The 21,429-nt window shown below is 66.1% G+C and carries 17 protein-coding genes; 3 read left to right on the top strand and 14 right to left on the bottom strand.

Annotated elements, in window-relative coordinates; translation table 11 throughout:
• Nucleotides 1-4 precede the first annotated feature (4 nt).
• The 8 genes from serS to C0R46_RS04000 all read right to left on the bottom strand — a co-directional run bounded on the left by serS (nt 5) and on the right by C0R46_RS04000 (nt 9,600).
• Nucleotides 5-1,288 carry a serine--tRNA ligase gene (gene serS, locus C0R46_RS04040; RefSeq protein ID WP_102958257.1) on the bottom strand — a complete coding sequence of 428 codons (1,284 nt, stop codon included), beginning with the start codon at nt 1,286-1,288 and terminating at the stop codon, nt 5-7.
• A 116-nt stretch (nt 1,289-1,404) separates the two neighbouring features.
• Nucleotides 1,405-2,223, bottom strand: coding sequence for a twin-arginine translocase subunit TatC (tatC, locus tag C0R46_RS04035; protein ID WP_102958256.1), 819 nt, complete (start codon nt 2,221-2,223; stop codon nt 1,405-1,407).
• Entirely contained in the window at nt 2,220-2,759 is a 540-nt protein-coding gene (gene tatB, locus C0R46_RS04030; protein WP_102958255.1) for a Sec-independent protein translocase protein TatB, read from the bottom strand. Before tatB ends, tatC begins: the two co-directional genes overlap by 4 nt.
• A gap of 77 nt (nt 2,760-2,836) precedes the next feature.
• Nucleotides 2,837-3,067: a twin-arginine translocase TatA/TatE family subunit gene (locus tag C0R46_RS04025; RefSeq protein ID WP_102958254.1), complete on the bottom strand. Its 231-nt coding sequence runs from the start codon at nt 3,065-3,067 to the stop codon at nt 2,837-2,839.
• Between the two features lie 354 nt (nt 3,068-3,421).
• Nucleotides 3,422-4,444 (bottom strand): beta-N-acetylhexosaminidase, encoded by a 1,023-nt coding sequence (gene nagZ / locus C0R46_RS04015; protein WP_102958252.1) that lies wholly within the window; start codon nt 4,442-4,444, stop codon nt 3,422-3,424.
• 119 nt (nt 4,445-4,563) lie between these two features.
• Complete coding sequence (locus C0R46_RS04010) at nt 4,564-6,465, bottom strand: SPOR domain-containing protein (protein ID WP_102958251.1); 1,902 nt, start codon at nt 6,463-6,465, stop codon at nt 4,564-4,566.
• 90 nt (nt 6,466-6,555) lie between these two features.
• Complete coding sequence (gene argS / locus C0R46_RS04005; protein WP_102958250.1) at nt 6,556-8,307, bottom strand: arginine--tRNA ligase; 1,752 nt, start codon at nt 8,305-8,307, stop codon at nt 6,556-6,558.
• Between the two features lie 81 nt (nt 8,308-8,388).
• Entirely contained in the window at nt 8,389-9,600 is a 1,212-nt protein-coding gene (locus C0R46_RS04000) for a deoxyguanosinetriphosphate triphosphohydrolase (protein ID WP_102958249.1), read from the bottom strand.
• Between the two features lie 110 nt (nt 9,601-9,710).
• Between C0R46_RS04000 and erpA the strand changes: the two genes are divergently transcribed.
• Together erpA and xth are read left to right on the top strand one after the other, a co-directional pair.
• Nucleotides 9,711-10,052, top strand: a complete 342-nt coding sequence (gene erpA, locus C0R46_RS03995; RefSeq protein WP_102958248.1) for an iron-sulfur cluster insertion protein ErpA — start codon at nt 9,711-9,713, stop codon at nt 10,050-10,052.
• A 9-nt stretch (nt 10,053-10,061) separates the two neighbouring features.
• Nucleotides 10,062-10,850 (top strand): exodeoxyribonuclease III, encoded by a 789-nt coding sequence (xth, locus tag C0R46_RS03990; protein WP_102958247.1) that lies wholly within the window; start codon nt 10,062-10,064, stop codon nt 10,848-10,850.
• Nucleotides 10,851-10,898: 48 nt separating this feature from the next.
• On the opposite strand, the gene C0R46_RS03985 is transcribed toward xth, so the two are convergent.
• The 6 genes from C0R46_RS03985 to C0R46_RS03960 all read right to left on the bottom strand — a co-directional run bounded on the left by C0R46_RS03985 (nt 10,899) and on the right by C0R46_RS03960 (nt 20,815).
• Entirely contained in the window at nt 10,899-11,714 is an 816-nt protein-coding gene (locus tag C0R46_RS03985; protein ID WP_102958246.1) for a tetratricopeptide repeat protein, read from the bottom strand.
• A 485-nt stretch (nt 11,715-12,199) separates the two neighbouring features.
• Nucleotides 12,200-13,486 (bottom strand): outer membrane protein transport protein, encoded by a 1,287-nt coding sequence (locus C0R46_RS03980; protein WP_102958245.1) that lies wholly within the window; start codon nt 13,484-13,486, stop codon nt 12,200-12,202.
• Between the two features lie 362 nt (nt 13,487-13,848).
• A complete protein-coding gene (locus C0R46_RS03975) occupies nt 13,849-16,719 on the bottom strand; it encodes a valine--tRNA ligase (RefSeq protein ID WP_102958244.1) in 2,871 nt (956 codons plus the stop codon).
• Nucleotides 16,720-16,972: 253 nt separating this feature from the next.
• On the bottom strand, nt 16,973-18,010 hold the full coding sequence (locus C0R46_RS21245) for a PopZ family protein (RefSeq protein WP_280952990.1): 1,038 nt from the start codon (nt 18,008-18,010) through the stop codon (nt 16,973-16,975).
• A gap of 330 nt (nt 18,011-18,340) precedes the next feature.
• Entirely contained in the window at nt 18,341-19,780 is a 1,440-nt protein-coding gene (locus C0R46_RS03965; protein WP_102958243.1) for a TolC family outer membrane protein, read from the bottom strand.
• A gap of 381 nt (nt 19,781-20,161) precedes the next feature.
• On the bottom strand, nt 20,162-20,815 hold the full coding sequence (locus tag C0R46_RS03960; protein WP_102958242.1) for a protein-L-isoaspartate O-methyltransferase family protein: 654 nt from the start codon (nt 20,813-20,815) through the stop codon (nt 20,162-20,164).
• Nucleotides 20,816-20,993: 178 nt separating this feature from the next.
• Between C0R46_RS03960 and C0R46_RS03955 the strand changes: the two genes are divergently transcribed.
• Nucleotides 20,994-21,422: a hypothetical protein gene (locus tag C0R46_RS03955; protein WP_102958241.1), complete on the top strand. Its 429-nt coding sequence runs from the start codon at nt 20,994-20,996 to the stop codon at nt 21,420-21,422.
• Nucleotides 21,423-21,429: the final 7 nt, after the last annotated feature.

Below are 21,429 nucleotides of genomic sequence, written 5' to 3'. Positions count from 1 at the left end.
CGGGTCAGGCATCCTTCGCGAGGCGATCGATGCCGCCCATGTAAGGGCGCAACGCTTCAGGAATGCGAATGCTGCCATCCGCCTCCTGATAGTTCTCCATCACGGCGATCAGCGCCCGCCCGGCGGCAACGCCGGAGCCGTTCAGCGTGTGAACGTAGCGCGGCTGCCGCTCACCCGCAGTGCGGTAGCGTGCGCTCATGCGCCGCGCCTGGAAGTCACCACAGACGGAGCAGCTGGAGATTTCGCGGAAGGCATTCTGCCCCGGCAGCCACACCTCGATGTCATAGGTCTTCTGCGCCGAGAAGCCCATGTCGCCGGTGCAGAGCGCGACGACGCGGTGATGCAGGCCAAGGCGCTTCAGCACTTCCTCGGCCGCTGTCGTCATGCGCTCGTGCTCGGCGATGGCCGTCTCCGGCGTCGTGATGGAGACAAGCTCGACCTTGTAGAACTGGTGCTGGCGCAGCATGCCGCGCGTGTCGCGCCCGGCCGAGCCCGCTTCGGAGCGGAAGCAGGGTGTCAGCGCGGTATAGCGCATCGGCAGCTCCGCCTCATCGACGATGCGCTCGCGCACGAGATTGGTCAGCGGCACCTCGGACGTCGGGATGAGCCAGCGGCCTTCCGTCGTGTGGAAGAGATCCTCGGTGAACTTCGGCAGCTGACCGGTGCCAAACAGCGCCTCGTCGCGCACCAGCAGCGGCGCGACCACCTCCTGATAGCCGTGCTCCTCCGTATGGAGGTCCAGCATGAATTGGCCGAGCGCGCGCTCCAGCCGCGCCAGGCGCCCTTTCAGGATGGTGAAGCGGGCGCCGGAGATCTTCGCCGCCTGGTCGAAGTCCATGAGGCCGAGCGCCTCGCCGAGCTCGAAGTGCTCCCGGGGCTGGAAATCGAAGCTCGGCTTCTCGCCATGCCGGCGGATCTCGACATTGGCATGCTCGTCCGCGCCCTGCGGTACGTCGGCGAGCGGGATGTTCGGAATGCGTGCGAGAGCATCTTCGAGCGAGGAATCGATGCGCCGCTCGGTCTCCTCGCCGTCCTGGATGGCCGACTTCAGGTCGGCGATCTCGCGGATCAGCGCGTCGGCTCGGGCCGCGTCGCCGGAGGCCTTGGCCTTGCCGATCTCCTTGGACGCGTCATTGCGGCGCCCCTGCAGCTCCTGCAATGTCTTCAGATGCTCGCGGCGCGCCTCGTCGAGCTTGATGAGGTCGGCGGCGGCGGGTTTTGCACCGCGGCTGCGCAGCGCTTCATCCAGCACCTGCGGATTATCGCGTATCCATTTGATGTCGAGCATTGTTCTCCCGTTCCCGACCAGCGGTCACAGGAGGCGGGAGGAGGCTTACATCAGCGACGCGGAGTGATCCCGCATGCCGGCTGCGGCAGAGCGCGTCCGACGTGTCGTCCGATGCTCTAGACCTCGATCCGCGCTTCGCCCTTGTCCAGCTGCTCGGCCCGTTTTCTTTCGATGATCCGCGCCGTGAAGATGGAAATCTCGTAGAGAATGATAGTCGGGACCGCAAGGCCGATCTGGGACATCGGGTCCGGCGGCGTCAGCACCGCGGCGACGATGAAGGCGAGCACGATCGCATATTTGCGCTTGGAGACGAGGCCGTCCGCGGTGGCGAGCCCTGCCCGCACGAGCAGCGTCGTGACCACCGGCAGCTGGAACACCATGCCAAAGGCGAAGATCAGGGTCATGATCAGCGACAGGTACTCCGACACCTTCGGCAGGAGCTGGATCGCCGCGTGGCCGCCGGTCGCCGACTGCTCCATGGAGAGGAAGAACCACATCACCATCGGGCAAAAGAAGAAGTAGACGAGCGCCGCGCCGGCGAGGAACAGGAGCGGCGTCGCGACCAGGAACGGCAGAAAGGCGGCGCGCTCCTCGCGGTAGAGGCCGGGCGCGACGAACTTGTAGACCTGCATCGCGATGATCGGGAAGGCGAGGAAGAAGCCCCCGAAAGCAGCGATCTTCACCTGCGTGAAGAAGAACTCCTGCGGCGCGGTATAGATCAGCTCCACCTGCCGACCGTTGAGACCGGCCCAGTCCGTCGCCGTCTGATACGGGATGACGAGGAGGTTGAAGAGCTCCTTGGCGAAGAAGAAGCAGATGATGAACGCGACCATGAAGCCGGCGATACTCCAGATCAGCCGGCGGCGGAGCTCGATCAGATGCTCGATCAGCGGCGCCGAGGAAGCCTCGATCTCGTCGGATCCTGCCCGGCTCACGCTGCGTCCTCCGTCGCCGTGCGCCTTTCCGGCGCTGCCGCAGCCGGGTTCGGCTCGGAGCTGCCGGTACGCTCAGCGGCCGCAGCCACTGGCACGCTCGGCGTCGGAATGGCCGCATCCGGCACGGCTGCCGGATGAGGGGTCTGCGATTCGTCCACAGCGCTCGTGCCAACCGAGCCGAGCTTCTCGGTCGGAAACGGCTCGGCTTCGGCGGTGGCGCTCGGCACCTTAGGCGCCGGCGCCCGCGTTGCCGCGGCGAGCGAGGAGCGGATCTCGTCGCCCACCGCCTTCATCGGGTTCAGCGCCTTTCGGATGTCGCCGGCCGGATTGAGATCGCGCACGGTGTTGCGGACCTCGTCCAGCTCGGCTTCCCGGAGCGCGTCGTCGAACTGGCGGCGGAAGTCGCCGGCCATCGAGCGGATCTGGCTCGTCGCACGCCCGAAGGTCCGCAGCATGCGCGGCAGATCCTTGGGCCCGACCACCACGATCAGCACGACCGCAATGACGAGCAGCTCCATCCAGCCGATTTCGAACATCGAACCCGCCTTACGCTAAACGCGAGCAAACCGGGCAGGTGCGCATCGCGCCCCTGCCGGACATGACGAGCCGTGGCTCAGATGGTGGTCTTTTCGGTCTTCGGCTCGCGAATGACGACGTCGCCTTCGCGGTGATCGAGCGAGCGCCGCTCCTGCACCGTCTCGGTGTCCTCGTCGGACATGCCCTTCTTGAAGTTCTTGATGCCCTTGGCAACGTCGCCCATCAGCTCCGGGATCTTGCCACGGCCGAACAGGAGCAGCACGACGGCGAGGACGATGAGCCAGTGCCAGATGCTGAAGCTACCCATACTAATTCTCCTTAAGTCGCAGAGCGGCCACGAAGACCAGAACCCGTTGGATGTCTTTCAAGCACGATAATGGCGACAAGAGCAACGAGAACGGCATGTGGGGATGGATCGGCACCAATGCCAGCCGAGACTCCCTCGTCACGGGCCAACCACGCAGACGACGCTGCATCTCGATAGCGCCCGTCAGCCGGAGCGCGATCACGGTCTCTGCATGATGCCGCCAGCCACACCTGCCATTCGATGATGGCAAGTGTGCGACGCAAGGCCGCGAGCGGCGGCAAGCCTCTTCCGATCAGGGAGCGATCGCCGCGCAAGCGCCACGCTGCCGGCAGAACGCGAACCGTCGATGGCGACTCAGGCGACGGCGCCCAGCAGCTCCTCGTATTCGGCACGCAGATCGTCTTCCTGCGCATCTTGCGCCCCGGCGCCGATCACCGACTCGGCAGCGACAGCACGTCGTGCGACTTCGCCGTCCAGCGGGCGGGCGGCCGAGGCCACTGCGCGCATCTCGGTCATGTCGCCGTTGCAGTGGAGAACGACGTCGCAGCCGGCCGCAAGGGCCGCGCGGCTAAGTTCGCTGATGTCGCCCTTCAGCGCCTTCATCGAGATGTCATCGCTCATCAGAAGGCCCTCGAAGCCGATCTCCTGGCGAATGATATCGTGGATCACCGTCGGCGACAGGGTCGCGGGGCGGACCGGGTCGATGTCCGAATACAGGAGATGCGCCGTCATTGCGGCCGGCAGCGTGTGCAGCGCGCGGAACGGGGCGAAATCGGTCCGGGTCAGCTCGTCGCGGCCGGTCGCCACGACGGGGAGTTCCAGATGGCTGTCGGCATTGCCGCGACCATGGCCCGGGATGTGCTTCATCACCGGCATCGCCCCGCCCGCCTTCAATCCATCGGCCGCCGCGCGGCCGAGCGTCGCCACGACGTCCGGATCGAAGGAATAGGCGCGATCGCCAATCACCGAGTGGGCGCCGGCGACCGGCACGTCGATGCAGGGAATGCAGTCGGCATTGATCCCGTAGGCCGCCAGATCGAGCGCCAGCAGGCGGCCGTGGATCCAGGCGGCCCGCTCTCCGCTGGCGGGGTCGGCGGCGTGGAGACGGCCGAGCCGGTCCGCTGCCGGATAGTTCGGCGCCAGCGGCGGACGCAGCCGCTGGATGCGCCCCCCTTCCTGGTCGATGAAGACCGGCGTCGTCTCGCGTCCGCCGATGTCCTTCAGATGCGCCACGAGGTCGCTGAGCTGCGCGGCTTCGGAGATGTTCCGTCCGAAGACGATGTAGGCCCAAGGCTGCTCGCCGGAGAAGAACGAAACTTCCTCGGCGGTGAGGCTCCGGCCGCTCGGCGCGGCGATCCAGGCTTTCGATCCGCTCATCGCATTCTCCACAGCACGGCGGGACGGGTGCGTTCCTGCACCCGCCCCGTCCGAGGTCGTTGTTTCTGACAGAGGGTTATGCCCTGACGAGCGGCCGAGCGCGAGGCCAGCCGCGGCCGTCAACGCGAAATGAAGCAGCTGCCGCCGGCGGATTTCAGCTTGCCGCAAATCTCGGACGCCTCGACCTTCGACGCGGCCGCAACGCGGACGCGGTAATAGGTGCCCTTGCCCGGGATGTCGGCCGACTGGATGACCAGGTCATGACCGGACAGGACGCCGGCATAGCGGCTGCTGAGCGTCTGGCGCGACTGATCGGCGAGCGCCTGCGACGGGTGCGAGGATATCTGCACGTAGTAGCCGCCGCTCGGCAGCGCCGGAGCCGGCGTTGCCGGCGCAGGCTGCGGCTCGGCGCTGGCGACCTCAACCGAAGCAGCGGGGGCCTCTTCTGCCGGCTGCGCCTCAGCCTGTGCGGCAGGCGCCGAGGTCGGGATCAACATCGGATTGGGCGCCGGGGACGCGGCAACCGGAGCAGCTGCGTCGACACTTCCGGTCGCCTCGACCGACGGCGCGCTGCCGCTTGCCGAAGCCGTCGCGATCCCGCCCAGCGTCGTCGGTGCGGCTGCAGCCGCTTCGCTGGCAACCGCCTCCGCCGGCGAGGTCGCCGGCACGACCACTTCTTCGGCCGCCAGCGTTCCGTCCGGACGCACCGTCAGCGTGCGAACGCGCCGCGGCTGCAGCACCGGAATCGGAGCGCCATCGTCGGCCGTCTGGCTGGCATCGGCGACCTGAACCTCGCCCTGCGAGGCAGCGGCGCCGTCGTCCTGCGGCACGGCGTCCTGCGAACCGAGCTCGACGCCCGGGAGGTCGCTCGGAGCCGGACCTTCCTCGTCCTCCGGCGGAATGTCGACAGGCTCTTCCTTGACGTCGAGGAGAGCCTGCTGCGTCGGCGAAGTCGGAGCGTCGACGCTCTGCACCCGCTCGTAGACCGCCTTGTTCTGATTGGGGATGGACCGCCCGCCCGGATCCTTCGGGACGATCTTCACCGGATCGGTGTCGGCCTTGACCAGCAGCGGCTCGTCGCTGCCGCCACCGACGACCACCCCGCCGGTACCCTGCCAAAGCGAGACGCCGAGCACGCCGACGACGAGAAGCGCCGCGACACTGCCGCCAGCCATCAGCACCTTGCGCAGCACCGGGCCCCGGCGACGGTCGGCAGCGTAGGCGCCCTCATCGTCCTCTTCGCGGGCGACATAGACGGGGGCGCCATGACCGCTCTGATAGCCGTTGTAGCCGAGCACGTCCTGCTCGGAGATGACGTGCCGGGGAGCCGCCTGGACGGGCTGGCGCATCACCGCCAGCTCGCTGGCGATCAGCTCATCGAAGTCGTCAACCGACGGGCCGGAGAGATCCGCCGGGACCTCCATCTCGATCCGCTCAGGCGCAAAGGACTGAGCACGATGGATCGGCGTTTCGCGCGGATTGGCCGGCGTGCTGAGGCTGCGAAGCGCAGTCTCCAACTCGCTTTCGAGCGGATCTTCGGCGCTCTCGACCGGCGCCGGCGCTTCATAAGGCTTGGGCTGCGGCTGTCCGGCGGCAGCGCGGGGCTCCACCCAGCTTGCGTAAGACGAAGCAGCCGCAGGAGCCGCAGCAGCCGGGCGGGTCGAGGGAGCTGCGCCGTGCGAATGTGCCTCCCCCGCCTCGTCGGCGAGTTCGGCGTCGATCATCTCGGCGAGCGCATCCTCAAAGCCGGCTCCAAGTTCCGGCTCATCATGGCGGCGCGTATCGTGCGATCCGGCCTGCCAGACGGCGTCGCCATCGTTCCCATTGGCCCAGCGCTCGTCGAAGATCGACGGGGCGCTGGCAATGTCCTGCGACGGCATACGCTTCGAGTCCCGGGCCGGCGCCAGCGGCTCTCCGGTCCATGGCTCATCGACGAGGCGCGCCAGCTCGGCGAACGGGTCGCCATCCAGTTCATCAACGTGGAAGCCGCCATCGCGAGCAGAGCCCTTGCCGTCAGCCATCACGTGAACTCCGCTTCATCCCCTGCTGGCAGAGAGCCTTGCCAACCCGTCCGAGTCGCTAGCTAACGAAGTTGACCAAACGGTGGTTCGTCAGCGCATTTCTTCCGGGGCGGCGGCGCCGATCAGCGTCAGTCCGGACCGGATGACGACGGCGACAGCTTCAACCAATCCTAGTCTCGCTGCGGTCATTATCGGGTTGTCAGGGTTAACAAAGCGTAAGTCCGGCAGGTCCTTGCCGCGATTGTACTGGCCGTGGAAGGCTGAGGCGAGATCGTAGAGGTAGAAGGCGAGCCGATGCGGCTCCTTGCTTTCCGCCGCGGCCTGGATGAGGCGCGGGAACTCGGCGAGCTTGCGGATGAGCGCCAGCTCTCCGACGTCGGTCAGCCCATCGAGAGCCGCGTCGTCGAGGGAGCCGGGCTGAGGCAGCTCCAGCCCCGCCTCCACCGCTTGCCGCTTCACGGCCGCAGCCCGCGCATGGGCATACTGCACGTAGAAGACGGGATTGTCCTTCGACTGCTCCGTCACCTTGGCGAAGTCGAAGTCGAGCGGCGCATCGCTCTTGCGGAACAGCATCATGAAGCGGACGGGGTCGCGACCCACCTCCTCCACCACTTCGGCCAGCGTGACGAAGTCGCCGGAGCGCTTCGACATGCGCACCGGCTCGCCGTCGCGGAACAGCTTCACCAGCTGGCAGAGCACGACGTCGAGCGTCGCGCGGCCGCCGGACACCGCCTTAGCGACGGCCTCCAGTCGCTTCACGTAGCCGCCGTGGTCGGCGCCGAGCACGTAGACCATCTCGTCGAAGCCGCGCTCGAACTTGTCGCGGAAATAGGCGACGTCGGCGGCGAAGTAGGTGAAGCGGCCGTCGGACTTCACCAGCGGCCGGTCCATGTCGTCGCCGACATCGGTGGAGCGCAGCAGCACCTGCTCCCGGTCCTCCCAGTCCTCCGGCAGCTGGCCCTTCGGCGGCGGCAGCGTGCCGTTGTAGACGAAGCCACGCGCGCGAAGGTCGTCGATGGCGGCAGCGATACGCCCACCGCCATTGCCGTGCAGGACGCGCTCGGAGAAGAAGACCTCATGCGTGATGCCGAGACGCGCAAGGTCGTCCCGGATCATCATCATCATGGCCTCGATGGCGAAGTCGCGCACAGGCGGCAGCCACTCCGCCTCGTCGGCCTGCATCAGCGTGTCACCGTAGCGGAAGGCCAACGCATGGCCGACCGGCTTCAGGTAATCGCCGGGGTAGAGACCGGCGGGAATTTCGCCGATCGTCTCGCCCATCGCCTCGCGGTAACGCAGATAGGCGGATCTCGCGAGCACCGTCACCTGCTCGCCGGCATCGTTGACGTAGTACTCCTTCGTCACGGCGTTGCCGGCAAAGCCGAGGATGTTGGCAATGCTGTCGCCGACGACGGCGCCACGGCAGTGGCCGACATGCATCGGACCGGTCGGATTGGCGGAGACATATTCGACGTTGATCTTGCGGCCCGTCGAAGCACCGCGCCCATAGTCGCTTCCCTGACGCAGCAAGTCGGCGAGATGCTCGGTCCAGAAGGCGGGCTTCAGCCGCAGATTGATGAAGCCGGGGCCGGCGATCTCCACCGTCTCGACATCGGTGTCGGCGCGCAGCGCTTCGGCGATCGCCTCGGCGAGCTCACGAGGCTTTGCCTGCAGCGGCTTTGCCAGCACCATCGCCGCATTGGTGGCGAGATCACCGTGGCTGGCATCTCTCGGCGGCTCTACCGTGATCCGCGACAGGTCGAGACCGCTGTTTTCGCGAGTCGCCAGAATCGCTTCCACGGCTGACTTCACCCTGTTCTCGAAGTCGGCGAAAATGTTCATCGGAGGTCTCGATCACTCTTGAGGCCGGCTTGTCAGCTGCTGGCCACTTCTTCAGACGCCGCTTTAAGTGGGTTCTGCCCGTCAACGCAAATCCGGCGCGCGGCCGAAGAGGCGGCGATGCTCGCCGAGAGCGTAGCTGTCGGTCATTCCGGAGAGGTAATCGGCGACGCGGCGGGCAAGGCGTGCGTCGTCAAGGCCGTCAGTGCCCTCGCCCCACCCGTCCGGCATGCTGCGGGGCTCCGCGACATATCGGTCGAACAGCGCCTCGACGACCGCCTCCGCCTCGGCCATCACCCGGCTGACGGCGGGATTGCGGTAGACGCGGCCGAACAGGAACCGCTTGGTCTGCTGCTCGCAGTCGCGCATGCCTCGCGAGAAGGTCACGAGGGTTCGGCCGGCTTGCCGTACGTCCTCGGCACTGGCAACGTCCGCATCGGCGAGGTTGCGCATCGTCGTCGCGATGACGTCTTCCACCATCCGGGTGATGTGGCGGCGCATGATCTCGTTGATCAGCCGGCCCTGATCGAGGCCGGGATAGGCCGCCCTCACCTCGCGCAGGATCGACCCGGCGAGGTCCAACTCTTCGAGATCGTCGACGACGAGGAGACCGGCGCGCAAACCATCGTCCAGGTCATGCGTGTCATAGGCGATATCGTCTGCGATCGCCGCGGCCTGCGCCTCGAGGCTGGCATGAAGCGCGAGGTCGAGCGGGAATACCGCGTCGAAATCGAGGATCGGTCGCGGCACCGTGGCGTTACCAGCCGCCGGTCCGAGCAACGGGCCATTGTGCTTCACCAGGCCCTCCAGCGTCTCCCACGAGAGGTTCAGCCCGTCAAAATCGGCATAGCGGCGCTCCAGGGCCGTGACGATTCGCAGCGCCTGCGCATTGTGATCGAAGCCGCCGAAGGCGCGCATGCGGCGATCGAGCGCCCGCTCGCCGGCATGGCCGAAGGGCGTATGGCCGAAATCATGGACGAGCGCGATCGCTTCCGTCAGATCCTCGTCCAGCCGCAGTGCGCGGGCGAAGGCCCGTGCGATCTGGGAGACCTCGATCGTGTGGGTCAGCCGAGTGCGGAAGTGGTCGCCCTCATAGGCGACGAAGACCTGCGTCTTGTGCTTCAGCCGGCGGAAGGCTGTGGAGTGGACGATGCGGTCGCGGTCGCGCTGGAACGGCGTGCGGGTGCGGCTCGCAGGCTCGGGCACCAGGCGGCCGCGCGATGCAGCCGCATTCACGGCGAAGGGAGCATGCTCGCCGCTGCCGAGGCCGATGCCTGCCATGATCTCGTCTGCCATCGGCGGTTCGATACGTTGCGTTGCGATTGACCGGTTTCGCTCGGCTTCATACTTAGGGGCAGGCACATCAACAAGGAGCGGCGGACCGAAGCGGCCCGTCCGGCGAAGCGATGAGCGAGACCCTAGCCCTTCCCGTGACTGTTTCCGACGCGGCGGTGAAGCGGATCGCCAAGATCCTGGCAAACAGCGGCGACGCCGATGCCCTGCGCATCTCGGTGGAAGGCGGCGGCTGCTCGGGCTTCTCCTACAAATACGATCTTACCCACGGCAGCGAATCGGACGATCTCGTCATTGAGCGGTCCGGCGCGCGCGTGCTGATCGACCCGACCTCGCTGGTTTATATGGAGGGCGCCGTAGTCGACTTCGTCGACGATCTCATGGGTCAGTCCTTTCAGATCCGCAATCCGAATGCCGTCGCGTCCTGCGGCTGCGGCACCAGCTTCTCCGTCTGATTCCGCCGGATGCTGATCGCCACCTGGAACATCAACGGCGTGCGTGCGCGCATCGACGCGCTCACCGCCTGGCTCACCGAGCGCTCCCCCGACATCGTCTGCCTGCAGGAGATCAAGAGTCTCGACGACGGCTTCCCGCGCCAGGCGGTGGAGGCGCTCGGCTACCATGTGGAGACGCATGGCCAGAAAGGCTTCAACGGCGTCGCCCTTCTGTCGAAGGTGGCGCCCGACAACGGCAGCGTCTCGCGCGGGCTGCCAGGTGATGAAAGCGACGAGCAGTCGCGCTTCATCGAGGCGTGCTGGACGGTCAATGGACAGCGCGTGCGTGTCGCCTCGCTGTATCTGCCGAATGGCAATCCGTTGGGAACGGAGAAGTTCACCTACAAGCTCAGCTGGATGCAGCGGCTGGAAGCCCACGCGATCGCGCGCCTCAGCGACGAGGACGCACTGATTCTCGCCGGCGACTACAACGTCATCCCGGAGCCGGAGGACTGCCGCAATCCGGCTGCGTGGCTCGGCGACGCGCTCTACCAGCCCGAGAGCCGTGCCGCATACCGGCGGCTTCTGAACCTCGGGCTTCTCGACGCCGTCCGCGCGACAACCGCAGCCGGCGAGGTATACACCTTCTGGGACTATCAGGCCGGCGCCTGGCAGAAGAACAACGGCATCCGCATCGATCACCTGCTGCTCTCGCCTGAAGCCGCGTCACGGCTCGGCTCGGTCGGCATCGATAAGCATGTGCGCGGCTGGGAGAAGCCCTCGGATCACGTTCCCGTCGTGATCGACCTCATGCTCTGAGGTCGGACTCCTAAGCTCAGCGACGCCTCGAGCGAGCGTCGCTAAGTATCAGTTCTTGCTGACGCCCTGCTGTTCCTGGGCATAGGCGAGCGCCGTGCGGCGGTCTCCCTCGCTGGCCAGCGAGAACACCTCTTCCTGCAGCGGACGGATCCACTTTTGCTCGGAGGGCGAAGCCTGCTGCAACGCCATCGTCAGCATGGCGAGACCGCGCACCGGCTCGGCCCTGAGCGCGATCTTCACGCCGTCGAAGAGGAGATAGCCGAGCAGCGCCTGTGCGCTGGCACTGCCCTTATGGGCCGCCAGCTTCAGCCACCGCGCCGCCTGGCGCGGGTTGGACTTGCCACCCTCGCCGTTCAGCAGCATGCGGCCGAGCTCGAACTGCGCCTTCGGATCACCAAAGAAGGACGCTGCGTGGAAATAGAGCTGCCGTGCCTGCGGCAGGTCGACCTCCACAGGGCTGTTCGGGATGCCCTTGCGCAGATAGTCGGCAAGCGCCACGACGGCGCTGGACACGTAGGCCGCATTCGGCGAGCCGGTGGTGTCATCCTCCTGCTCGCGCACGATCGATTCGAAGAGCTTGAACGCCTCGTAATCGTTCTCCGGAACGCCGTCGCCCTGGGCATACATCTGTCCCAGCTTCCAGCGAGCACCCGGATGCCCCTTCTCCGCGGCGTAACGCAGCGCCTCGAAGGCTTCCAGCTTCTCGCCCTGCTTGTAGAGCTTGAAGCCGAAGCTGAAGAGCTCCATCGGGCCGGCGTCGGGGGAGACCGAAAGGTTCGGATCGAGCGCGACGGTCGAGGTCGCACTCACAGCCGTGGCGCTACCGGTCAGCAGCGCAAGAAGGACGAGCTTAGAAAGACGCATGAGGATGCTTGACGCCAAACCCGGCAGAGCCACGAGCGGCCGCGATAGCGCGGCCGATGAACGAAGTCGGTCCAGCCTTCGCTGGCAGGGCATCAGCGTTTTCCGGGATAGCAATCGCACCCGAATGGAACTGGATCGATTCAGCTGCGTTCAGCAGCTGACCGGCAGTACGAGCGCGCGTGCCCTTCCCGATCGATGGTAGACCCATCGTCCCCTCGCATGTCCCTTCGGATGCATCCGGCACCGCCTTGACGCCCGCATCCCACGAAGTCTGGATGGGCGCGTTTTGTGGCCGCAACGGGGCATCCTGTCCCCGCTCCCTGTATATCCGATGCATCGTTGCAATAGTGTTGCTACGATCCCACAGGGCGACAGCTTCCACCTTGCGAGACACGCGCCAGCAGCCGCGACCGCTGGCGACGCGGTGTTTTTCGAACGGACGCCGATGCCGGGCGAAATGCCGCAGATCGTCGGCGCGTGTGACGTCAGAAGGTGAACTTCATCGAGGCGCTGAGCGCGTAGACGAAGTCGTCGCCGACGGTGCCGTCGAAATTCGCGCCGTCTTCGACCGACTGCTCGCCGTCCGTCCAGTAGCCGACGAGGCCACCGATGCGGACCTCCGCCCACTTCTCCGGCTTGAACGACATGCCGGCGGAGAGCGTATAGAGATCGGTATAGGTCGTCTCAGCCCCTGTGGAGACGCCACGGTCATAGCCGACAGCCACGACGCCTGACACCGTGTCGGTGAAGGCGCGCCCGATCCCGAGCGAGCCCGTGTAGCCGTCGCGCCAGCGATAGGGCATGACGCTCTGGCTGGAGCCGAGCGGCGTATCAAGCGTCACGACCACGTCGCGGTTGCTGCTCCAGTCTGTCCAGCGGAACGAGGCCAGGAGCAGCGTGCCTGCGGCAATGCCGGTCTGGGCATTGAGATACAGGCTCTGCGGGCTGGTTGCCTCATTGAGGCTGACGGCCGCAGGGATGACGGTGCCGACGGGCGGCAGGCCGGGAGTCGTCGGATCGAGCGGGATCGTGCCGCCGCCCGGCAGAGCCAGGCTGGCCGATCCGGTTGTCACCGTGCCGGTGCCGGTGATGTCGTCGTGACGGACCTCGGACCTGTAGAGGGCCTGCACCCGAAGTGCGATATCCGGAACCTCATAGGCGAGACCGACGCGATAGCCGCCCTGGAAGCTCTGATCGGCCTCCGCGTCGATCGCGGTCGAGAGCAGGACGGCGCTTCCGGGAAGCGGCCCGGGCTGCACCGTGGTCGACAGTGCCGTGGCGTTGAAGTTGAAGTCCTCGGCAAAGGCGCCGCCAAGAACGCTCAGGCGGTGACCGTTCTCCATCTCGTAGCTGAGGCGGCAGGTCAGGCCGAACTCGTTCGAATCGAATTCGAGCGTGCGTGTGCGCGTGAACGATGATCCGTCGGCTGGGGCCGGCACAGCGCCACCCGGCAAACTCGCATAGTCGCCGTCGGCGGCGAAGGAGATCGTATAGGTGCCGGCGCAGCCCAGGAGGTCATTGCCGAAGCCGAAGGCATAGGACGGGATAATGTAATCCCCGGTATAGTCGCCGAAGTCGCCGGAGACCCCGTTTACGCTGTCGAAGCCGCGCTGCGGGTCAACATAGGTGATGCCCGTGCGCATGCTGAAGCCGCCGCGCTCGTACAGGATATCGGTGTCGGCCGTGCCCCTCTGGAAGCCGCCCGCAAAAGCGGACGACGTCAGCACCGTCGTCGCGAGGCTGCCTGCCAGTAATCTCTTCAACGCAACCATGTGCCCGTTCCCCCTTGCGCTCTTCGTGGCTACCAGCCGAAGCTTGCGCAGGCTCGGCTGTTGAGGCGAGCCTAGGAGGGAACACTGCGGGTGCAAATACGACCGCAGCGGGATACGGAGTCGCCGAAGGCGTGCCGCAATCCAACGCGTTTCTCAACGATCAGCGACAACACGTTGATGTTGCTGCTACCACTACTACCGCCGAAGACGTCGCAGGTGCTGAAGACGTTACAGCCGAGAGGGCGACGGCGCTTGTGGCCCCGTGTTTCGCCACAGAACTGTTGCGGTCGCGCTACAGTGGGAGAAGCACCGCTGCCACAGCGATGGCGCAGCAGCGACTGCGCCATCTCGCTTTTGCTACGTCAGCCAAGCCGCGAGAGCGCAGCGCTCAGCGTCGCCACCTCGGCCAGGTAAGCATCGCGCTTTTCGCGCTCCTGCTCGACCAGTTCGGCCGGGGCATTGGCCACGAATCGCTCGTTGCCAAGCTTCTTGTCGATTCGCGCGACCTCGGCCTGCGCCTTCTCGCGAGCCTTGGTCAGACGCACCCGCTCGGCGGCGATATCGATCATGCCCTCCAGCGGCAAGGCGAACGTGCCGCCAAGGGCGACGATCTGCGCCGACTGCCCTGGTGCCTCACCTGCGGTCTCGATGGAGGCGAGGCGCGCGAGCCGCCGAAGCGCGCCATCATGGCGCCGAAGCCGTTCGGACGTCGCCGCATCGGGCGAGATGGCCACGAAGCGCGCTTCGGCACCAGCGGGCACGTTCATCTCGGCACGGACTGAGCGAATCTGGCTGACGAGTTCGATCAGCCAGTTGATGTCGTCGGCCGCTGCAGCGTCGGCAAAGTCGATGACGGGCCAGGCCGTATGGCAGAGCAGCGCGTCCCGCTTCGCCGTCGCCGGCTCCGTCACCTGCCACAGCTCCTCCGTCAGGAAGGGCATGAATGGGTGCAGCAGCGCGTAGATTCGGTCGAGAACATAGCCTGTGACCTGGCGCGTTTCCGCCTTCGCCGCCTCGTCCTCGCCGGTCATCACCGGCTTCGACAGCTCCAGATACCAATCGCAGAACAAATTCCAGACGAAGCGGTAGAGCGTTCCGGCCGCATCGTTGAAGCGGAAGCCCTCGATGGCGGCTCCGGCCTCCGCCGAGGCCCGAGCGAGTTCGGTCAGGAGCCAGCGGTTCAGCGGCAGCGTCAGCGTCTCGGGATCGAGCGCAACACCATGGATCGCACCGTTCATCTCGGCGAAGCGCGAGGCGTTCCAGAGCTTGGTGCCGAAGTTGCGGTAGCCGGCGATGCGCTGCGGATCGAGCTTCACGTCGCGGCCCTGCGCCGCCATGATCGCGAGGGTGAAGCGCAGCGCGTCCGCGCCGTACTCGTCGATGAGATCGAGCGGGTCGATGACGTTGCCCTTGGACTTCGACATCTTGGCGCCGTTCTTGTCGCGAACGAGCGCATGCATGTAGATCGTGTGGAAGGGCTCGGTGCCGGTAAATTCAAGCCCCATCATCATCATCCGGGCGACCCAGAAGAAGATGATGTCGAAGCCGGTGACGAGCACGCTCGTCGGATAATAGGTCGCAAGCTCCGGCGTCTCGTCCGGCCAGCCCAGCGTCGAGAACGGCCACAGCGCCGAAGAGAACCAGGTGTCGAGCACGTCCTCGTCGCGCTTCAGGAAACCATCCCGCCGCTGCGGGTCGGCCGCCATGGCGCGGGCCTCCTCGTCGGTGAGGGTGCCGTTGACGACATAGTGCGAGAGGGCCGCGGCGACCGCCTCCTCCTCGCTCTTCTCCACGAAGATCGAGCCATCCGGCCCATACCAGGCGGGAATGCGGTGGCCCCACCAGAGTTGGCGCGAGATGCACCAGGGCTCGATGTTCTCCATCCACTGATAATAGGTCTTGGTCCAACTCTCCGGGACAAAGACCGTCCGCCCCTCGCGCACCGAGGCAATCGCAGGCTCTGCAAGGGTCTTGGCGTCGGCAAACCACTGGTCCGTCAGCATCGGCTCGATGACGACGCCGGAGCGGTCACCGAAAGGCTGCATGATCGGCTTGTCCTCGACAATGATCATCAGACCTTCCGCGTCGATCGCGGCGATCACCTTCTCGCGGGCCTCGAGGCGGTCGAGGCCGCGATACTCGTCGGGCACCAGGTTGATCTCGTCGACGGCAGCAGCATCCGGGACCGCGCCGGATGCGACGATCTCGGCCGCCCGCCGCGCTTCGTCGGCGTAAGGGGCCGAATCGGCGCGCATGGCACCGCGCGTGTCCATCAGCCGGTACATCGGGATGCCGTTGCGCCGGGCGACCTGATAGTCGTTGAAGTCATGAGCACCGGTGATCTTCACCGCACCCGAGCCGAACGCCATGTCCGGATACTCGTCGGTGATGATCGGGATCAGGCGGCGGTGCTCCTTCGGCCCGACCGGAATCTCGCAGAGCTTGCCGATGATCGGGCGGTAACGCTCGTCGTCGGGGTGAACGGCAACCGCGCCGTCTCCGAGCATCGTCTCAGGGCGCGTGGTCGCGATGGAGATGTAGTCGCGGGTCTCCCGCAGCGTGATGTTACCGTCGGCGTCCCGCTCGACATATTCATAGGTTTCGCCGCCGGCCAGCGGATATTTGAAGTGCCACATATGGCCGGGCGTCTCGCGGTTCTCGACCTCGAGGTCGGAGATCGCCGTCTCGAACTTCGGATCCCAGTTGACGAGCCGCTTGTCCTTGTAGATCAGCCCCTTGCGGTACAGCTCGACGAAGACGTGGAGGACGGCCTTGGAGAGGCCCTCGTCCATGGTGAAGCGCTCGCGCGACCAGTCGCAGGAGGCGCCGAGGCGGCGGAGCTGACCAAGGATCGAGCCGCCCGACTCGGCCTTCCACTCCCAGACCTTGTCGATGAAGGTCTCGCGCCCGAGTTCGCGCCGACCGGGCTCGCCGTTGGCAGCGAGCCGGCGCTCGACGACCATCTGCGTGGCAATGCCCGCGTGATCGAGACCGGGCTGCCACAGGACGTTCTTGCCGCGCATGCGCTCGAAGCGAATGAGAATGTCCTGCAGCGTGTTGTTGAGCGCGTGGCCCATATGCAGCGAGCCGGTGACGTTCGGCGGCGGAATCACCATCGAATACGGATCGGCGCCTGCCTTTGCGCCGGCACCAGCCGCGAAGGCACTGACACTCTCCCAGCGCGCAGCGATGCGCGGCTCGATGGCCGCGGCGTCGTAGGTCTTTTCGATCATCTCGGATCCGATCGGTCGGTCTGTTGCCGGTGCGGTTAGCCGGAAGCACGGGGTGGCGTCAACGAAGCGGTGCGAAGCGGGCACGCACGGGAGACGCAAGATCGCGGCAATTGGCGGTGGCGGGCCATAGCCCCTGCCCCATCATCAGCACAGGGCGGCGGCGGACCGGCAGCAGCAGCCGGGCACCCCCTGGCTAAAACGCAATCGGCCGCCGATGGGCGGCGGCCGAAGCAGATGCTTGATCAGTCGCCCGTTAGCGGCGCCCGTTGCCGCGGGACACGCGCTCGATTTCTTCGCGCACCAGCTTCTCAACCAGGCGCGGCAGATTATCGTCCAGCCACTCCTGCAGCATCGGCCTCAGCATGTCGCGGGCCATGTCTTCCATGGAGCGGATATGGTTCTCGCGGATCAGTTCCGCCAGCTCGTCGAAGGCTTCCGCAACCTGGCGGCCGGGCGCATTCGACAGAAGCGGCATGTCACGAACGAAGGATGACACGCGGTCATTCGCCGGCGGGTCGCGATCCTCCGGCGCAGCACCCCAACTGGACGCCGTGGCGAAATCATCAGCGCCATCTTCCACTGCAGCGTCCGGAACGCCGCTGGTGGTATCGGCGAGCGCGGCGAAGGCAACCTCGCGCATCACGGCAGACGAGCGCGTCTCGGCCGACGATCGCGTCTCGGCGGGCGAGCGCGTTTCGGCATCGAAATTGTGGCGCGCATCAGCCTCGCCGAGAAGCTCGGCCGCGAATTCGTCCTCGTCGAAGTCGGCGCTGAAAACGGAGGTCGTCACGGTGTCGTCCGGCGATGCATCGGCCGCAGTGCTGAAGCGTCCGATATCGCGCTGACCGAAGCCGGTCGCATGGTCCCGCTCGACATGATCGGCGTCCTCCCGAGAGGCCGTCTCGGGGCTCTCGGATCGGGCGGAGCGAGCATCCAGCGAAGCCGAGGTCGAGCGCTCCTGCGCCCGATCGCCGGCATGATGGGACGGCGCCGCATCGCGTGCTTCGGAGCGCTGCGACGGAGGCTCGCGACCTTCGACGCCGCCCGGCTGCGAGCCACGCAGCGATGCAGACGACAATGACGGCTCAGCGCGCGCGGGAGCGGCGCTCTGAGGCGCTTCGGCGGCCGCACGCGGCGCCGGCGAAAGATCCTCGACGCTCTTTAGATGCGACGCCGCGGCACGGCGAGCGGACGTGTTGGGCGAGCGGTCGTCGCCGCTCTCGATGATCCTGCGAATGGAGGCAAGGATCTCGTCCATGGACGGTTCACGCGCCGGGCTGGCATTGCTCATGAGATCAGGCTCCGCATCTCTCTGCCGGCGGACGAATCCGCCTTTCGAATCATGCACTCAGCCTAAACTGAAAGAGGCGGCGAATGAATCCCTGCCAAAGCGTTGACGCAGAAATTGACAGGTCTTTTGCCAAGCGGCGCGAAGACGTTTGCAGGTCGTCTTGCAGAGAAGCGTGCGCCCGGAGATCAAATCGGCCGGACGACTTGGCATCGTCGCGGCACAGAACGAGCGGCAACGGCACACGGCACAGGTCGCACCATGCTCTTGAGGTCTGCCGCAGTTCCCTTGGCAAACCTCAAGCGAAGATGCGTCGGTGGATGTTGCGAGGCCTCAGCGCCCGTCCGGGGTGCGAAGGCCGTACCACTTGTCTTTCACAGCCTTGTAGTGCTCCTCCGGCTTGTAGCTGCGCACATTGAGCGACAGCCGCTCCGGCGACAGCCGGCCGACGGCCGACAGAAGCGCGTAGCCGGCGACGACGTCGTCCCGCTGCGCGCCGACGAGGAGGATCTGGGCGGTGATGACGTCGGCCTGAGCGTTCAGGACGTCGAGGGTCGTGCGCTGGCCGACGTTGCGCTCCTCGATGACGCCGTTCAGGGCCAGTCGGGCCGCCTGAACCTGCGCATTGTAGCCGGTGACATTGGCCCGTGCCGCCTGAAGCTGCGCCCAGGCCGAAGCCACGGCCGCACGCACCTGATCGCGGGCGCTGTCCACCTCGATCCGGCGCTGTCCGAGCACTTCCTTGGACTGCCGGATCTGCGAGGACACGAGGCCGCCCTGGTAGATGGGGATGGTCAGCTGGGCGCCGACGGTTGCAGTGACGGCGTTCTGGGTGAGGACGTCCGGCCCTCCAGCGCTGACGCCCGGCAAGCCCGGCAGGTCACCGCCGCGAGACGAGCTCAGGCCATACTGGTCCTGGAGCTGGCCGGTGACGCTCAGCGTCGGGAGAAGCTGACCCTCGGCCGACTTGACCTGAAAGGCGGCCGCGTCGACCGCCGAGAGCGTGGCAAGGATCGCGGGATGCTCGCGCTGCGAGATCGACACGGCCTGCGCCACCGAGCTTGGCAGCGAGGCACCCTTGAGCTGCTTGCCGGGCGTCAGGCCGTTTGGCGCATCACCGATAATCTGGAAGTAGCTGGCCTCGCTCGTCGCGACCTGCGCCAGCGCCGAGTTCAGCAGCGCCGTCGCCAGAGCCTGCTGCGATTCGGCCTGCGCCACGTCCGTGCGCGTTCCCTCGCCGACGTCGAAGCGGGCCCGCGCGGCGCGAACCTGCTCCTGCAGGAAGGCGAGGTTCTGGCGCCGCAGCGACGCGATCTGCCGGTCGCGCAGAACGTCCATATAGGCGGACGCGGCGTCGAAGAGCGTGTTCTGGACCGTGTTGGCGAGGTTCTGCTGCGAGGCGCGGACCTGCGCTTCAGCCGCCGCGACGTTGTTCGGCGTCTGGAAGCCGTCGAATAGGGTCTGATTCACCTGCACCCCGAAGCCGGCGGACAGCGAACGGGCGTTCTCGTTGGAGATGTCGTCGCCGAACGTCGTGCGCGAGCGCGTCGCATTGGCACTTCCGACGGCGCTGACGAAGGGTCGGAGGCCGGATTTTGCCTGCGGCACGTTTTCATCCGTCGCACGCAGCTGGGCGCGCGCGGCGTTCAGTGATTGATTGTTGCGGTAAGCCTTCGCCAACGCTTCCGATAGCGTCTCGGCTTGAGCAGCACCGAAAACGGACAGCGCGGTACCTGCGGACAGAGCCGCAACGATCCAGAACTTGGCGCGCAATTCACCACTCCATGCCTACTAGCGATTCCACGGACGCGGCTGCGCGCATGCGTAGCAACACCCGGCTCTGTCGGCCGGCGGAATCGTTAGCGGAATGTGAAGGCAAATTCATCGCGGCGCTAGCTTCCCCTTGGGAAGGTCGCGAGCGGTTCCACTGCACCTGTGGCTTTCCAGCGACACAGATGACGCGTAGGCGCAACAGTATTACACCTACCTGCAAAGATAGGATCTAACCGACCACAGAATTCGGCTTCAAGCAAGCTTCACCGCAGGCGCGGTTCAACCTCACTCTTCTTCAAATCGTTAATCGTGATCCAGCTGTAGAGAGCGGGATAATTGCTATCCTTTAGAGCTTTCACGAAGCTTGCGGCGCAGTCCTTCTTAGAAGACGAAGCTCTGTTCACGCCCGAAGCCAGGCAAAGCCTTGACGCAGCAATTGAAGGCGATGCGGTCTGAGACGACGCCATGAGCCTCCTTGAGGAAGAGCCGAGCGAGGGCAGCGTTACCGACTCCTTCCACCACGACGATGCGGCCGCCGATCTTGATCTGCTCGAAGAAGGCGTCCGGCAGGCGCTGCACCGCGCCTTCGATGAAGATCACGTCGTAGGGCGCGTGTTGGGCGCAGCCGTCCACTAGCGGCCCCTCGACAACCGTGCAGTTGCCGATGCCAAGCCGGTCGAGCGTCGACGCCGCGGCGGCGGCAAGCGCAGGGTCGCTTTCGAGCCCGACGACGCTGCGCGCCATGCGCCCGATTACGGCCGTCGAGTAGCCGGTCGCGCAGCCGACGTCGAGAACGTGATCCTGCGGGCGGATGTCGGCAAGTTGCAGGAGCTTGGCGAAGGGCGACGGCTCCATGAGGTAGCGCCCCGGCGCAACCGGGATGTCCTCGTCGATATAGGCGAGCTCACGCCGGTTCGCCGGCACGAACTCCTCGCGCGGCACGCTGAGCATTGCCTTGAGGATCTCGTAGTCCGTCACGTCGGTGGTGCGGACCTGGTTGTCCACCATCCGCGTGCGCGCCGCCTGGAAGTCCATGATCGCGATCCGGCTCTGTTGTCAGAAGGTGTGTTTCCCATAGTCGCGGCGTGTAACAGGTGCAAGGCGGCGTGACGGCGCGCCCGCCACCGGACATGCCTGTCCGACCAAGCTTTGGCTCGGGAACGAGCGGGCGTCCGGCGTCTTCCTTCCCCACCGCATCAAGGGAAGTCGAATCATGAGCTCACTCTACGGACCCGCAGCCCGGCAGATCGACGCGTTGAGCGACGAGACCGTCGATCGTGTCGCCAGCGGTCTCGGCTGGTTCAGCATCGGCCTCGGGCTCATCGAACTCGTGGCGCCGCGCAGCCTCGACCGCCTGCTCGGTCTCGGCAACCACCAGACGCTGACGCGCGCCTATGGTTTGCGGGAGATCGGTGCCGGCATTGGCATTCTCGCATCCAGGGATCCGGCGCCATGGGTGTGGGCCCGCGTTGCCGGCGATGCGCTCGATCTCGCCAGCCTGATACCGGGACTGGAGCGCGACAATCCGCGGCGAGGTGCTGCCGCGGCGGCCTTCGCCAATGTCCTTGCCATCACCGCGCTCGACATCGCCTGCGCCCTCGCTCTATCGCGGCGGCGGTCAACGGCTCGATCATTTAGATAGCGGGAGT

Source organism: Mangrovicella endophytica (assembly GCF_002893625.1).
Classification (GTDB): Bacteria; Pseudomonadota; Alphaproteobacteria; order Rhizobiales; family Rhizobiaceae; genus Mangrovicella; species Mangrovicella endophytica.
This window is presented reverse-complemented; position numbering and strand designations above follow the sequence as displayed.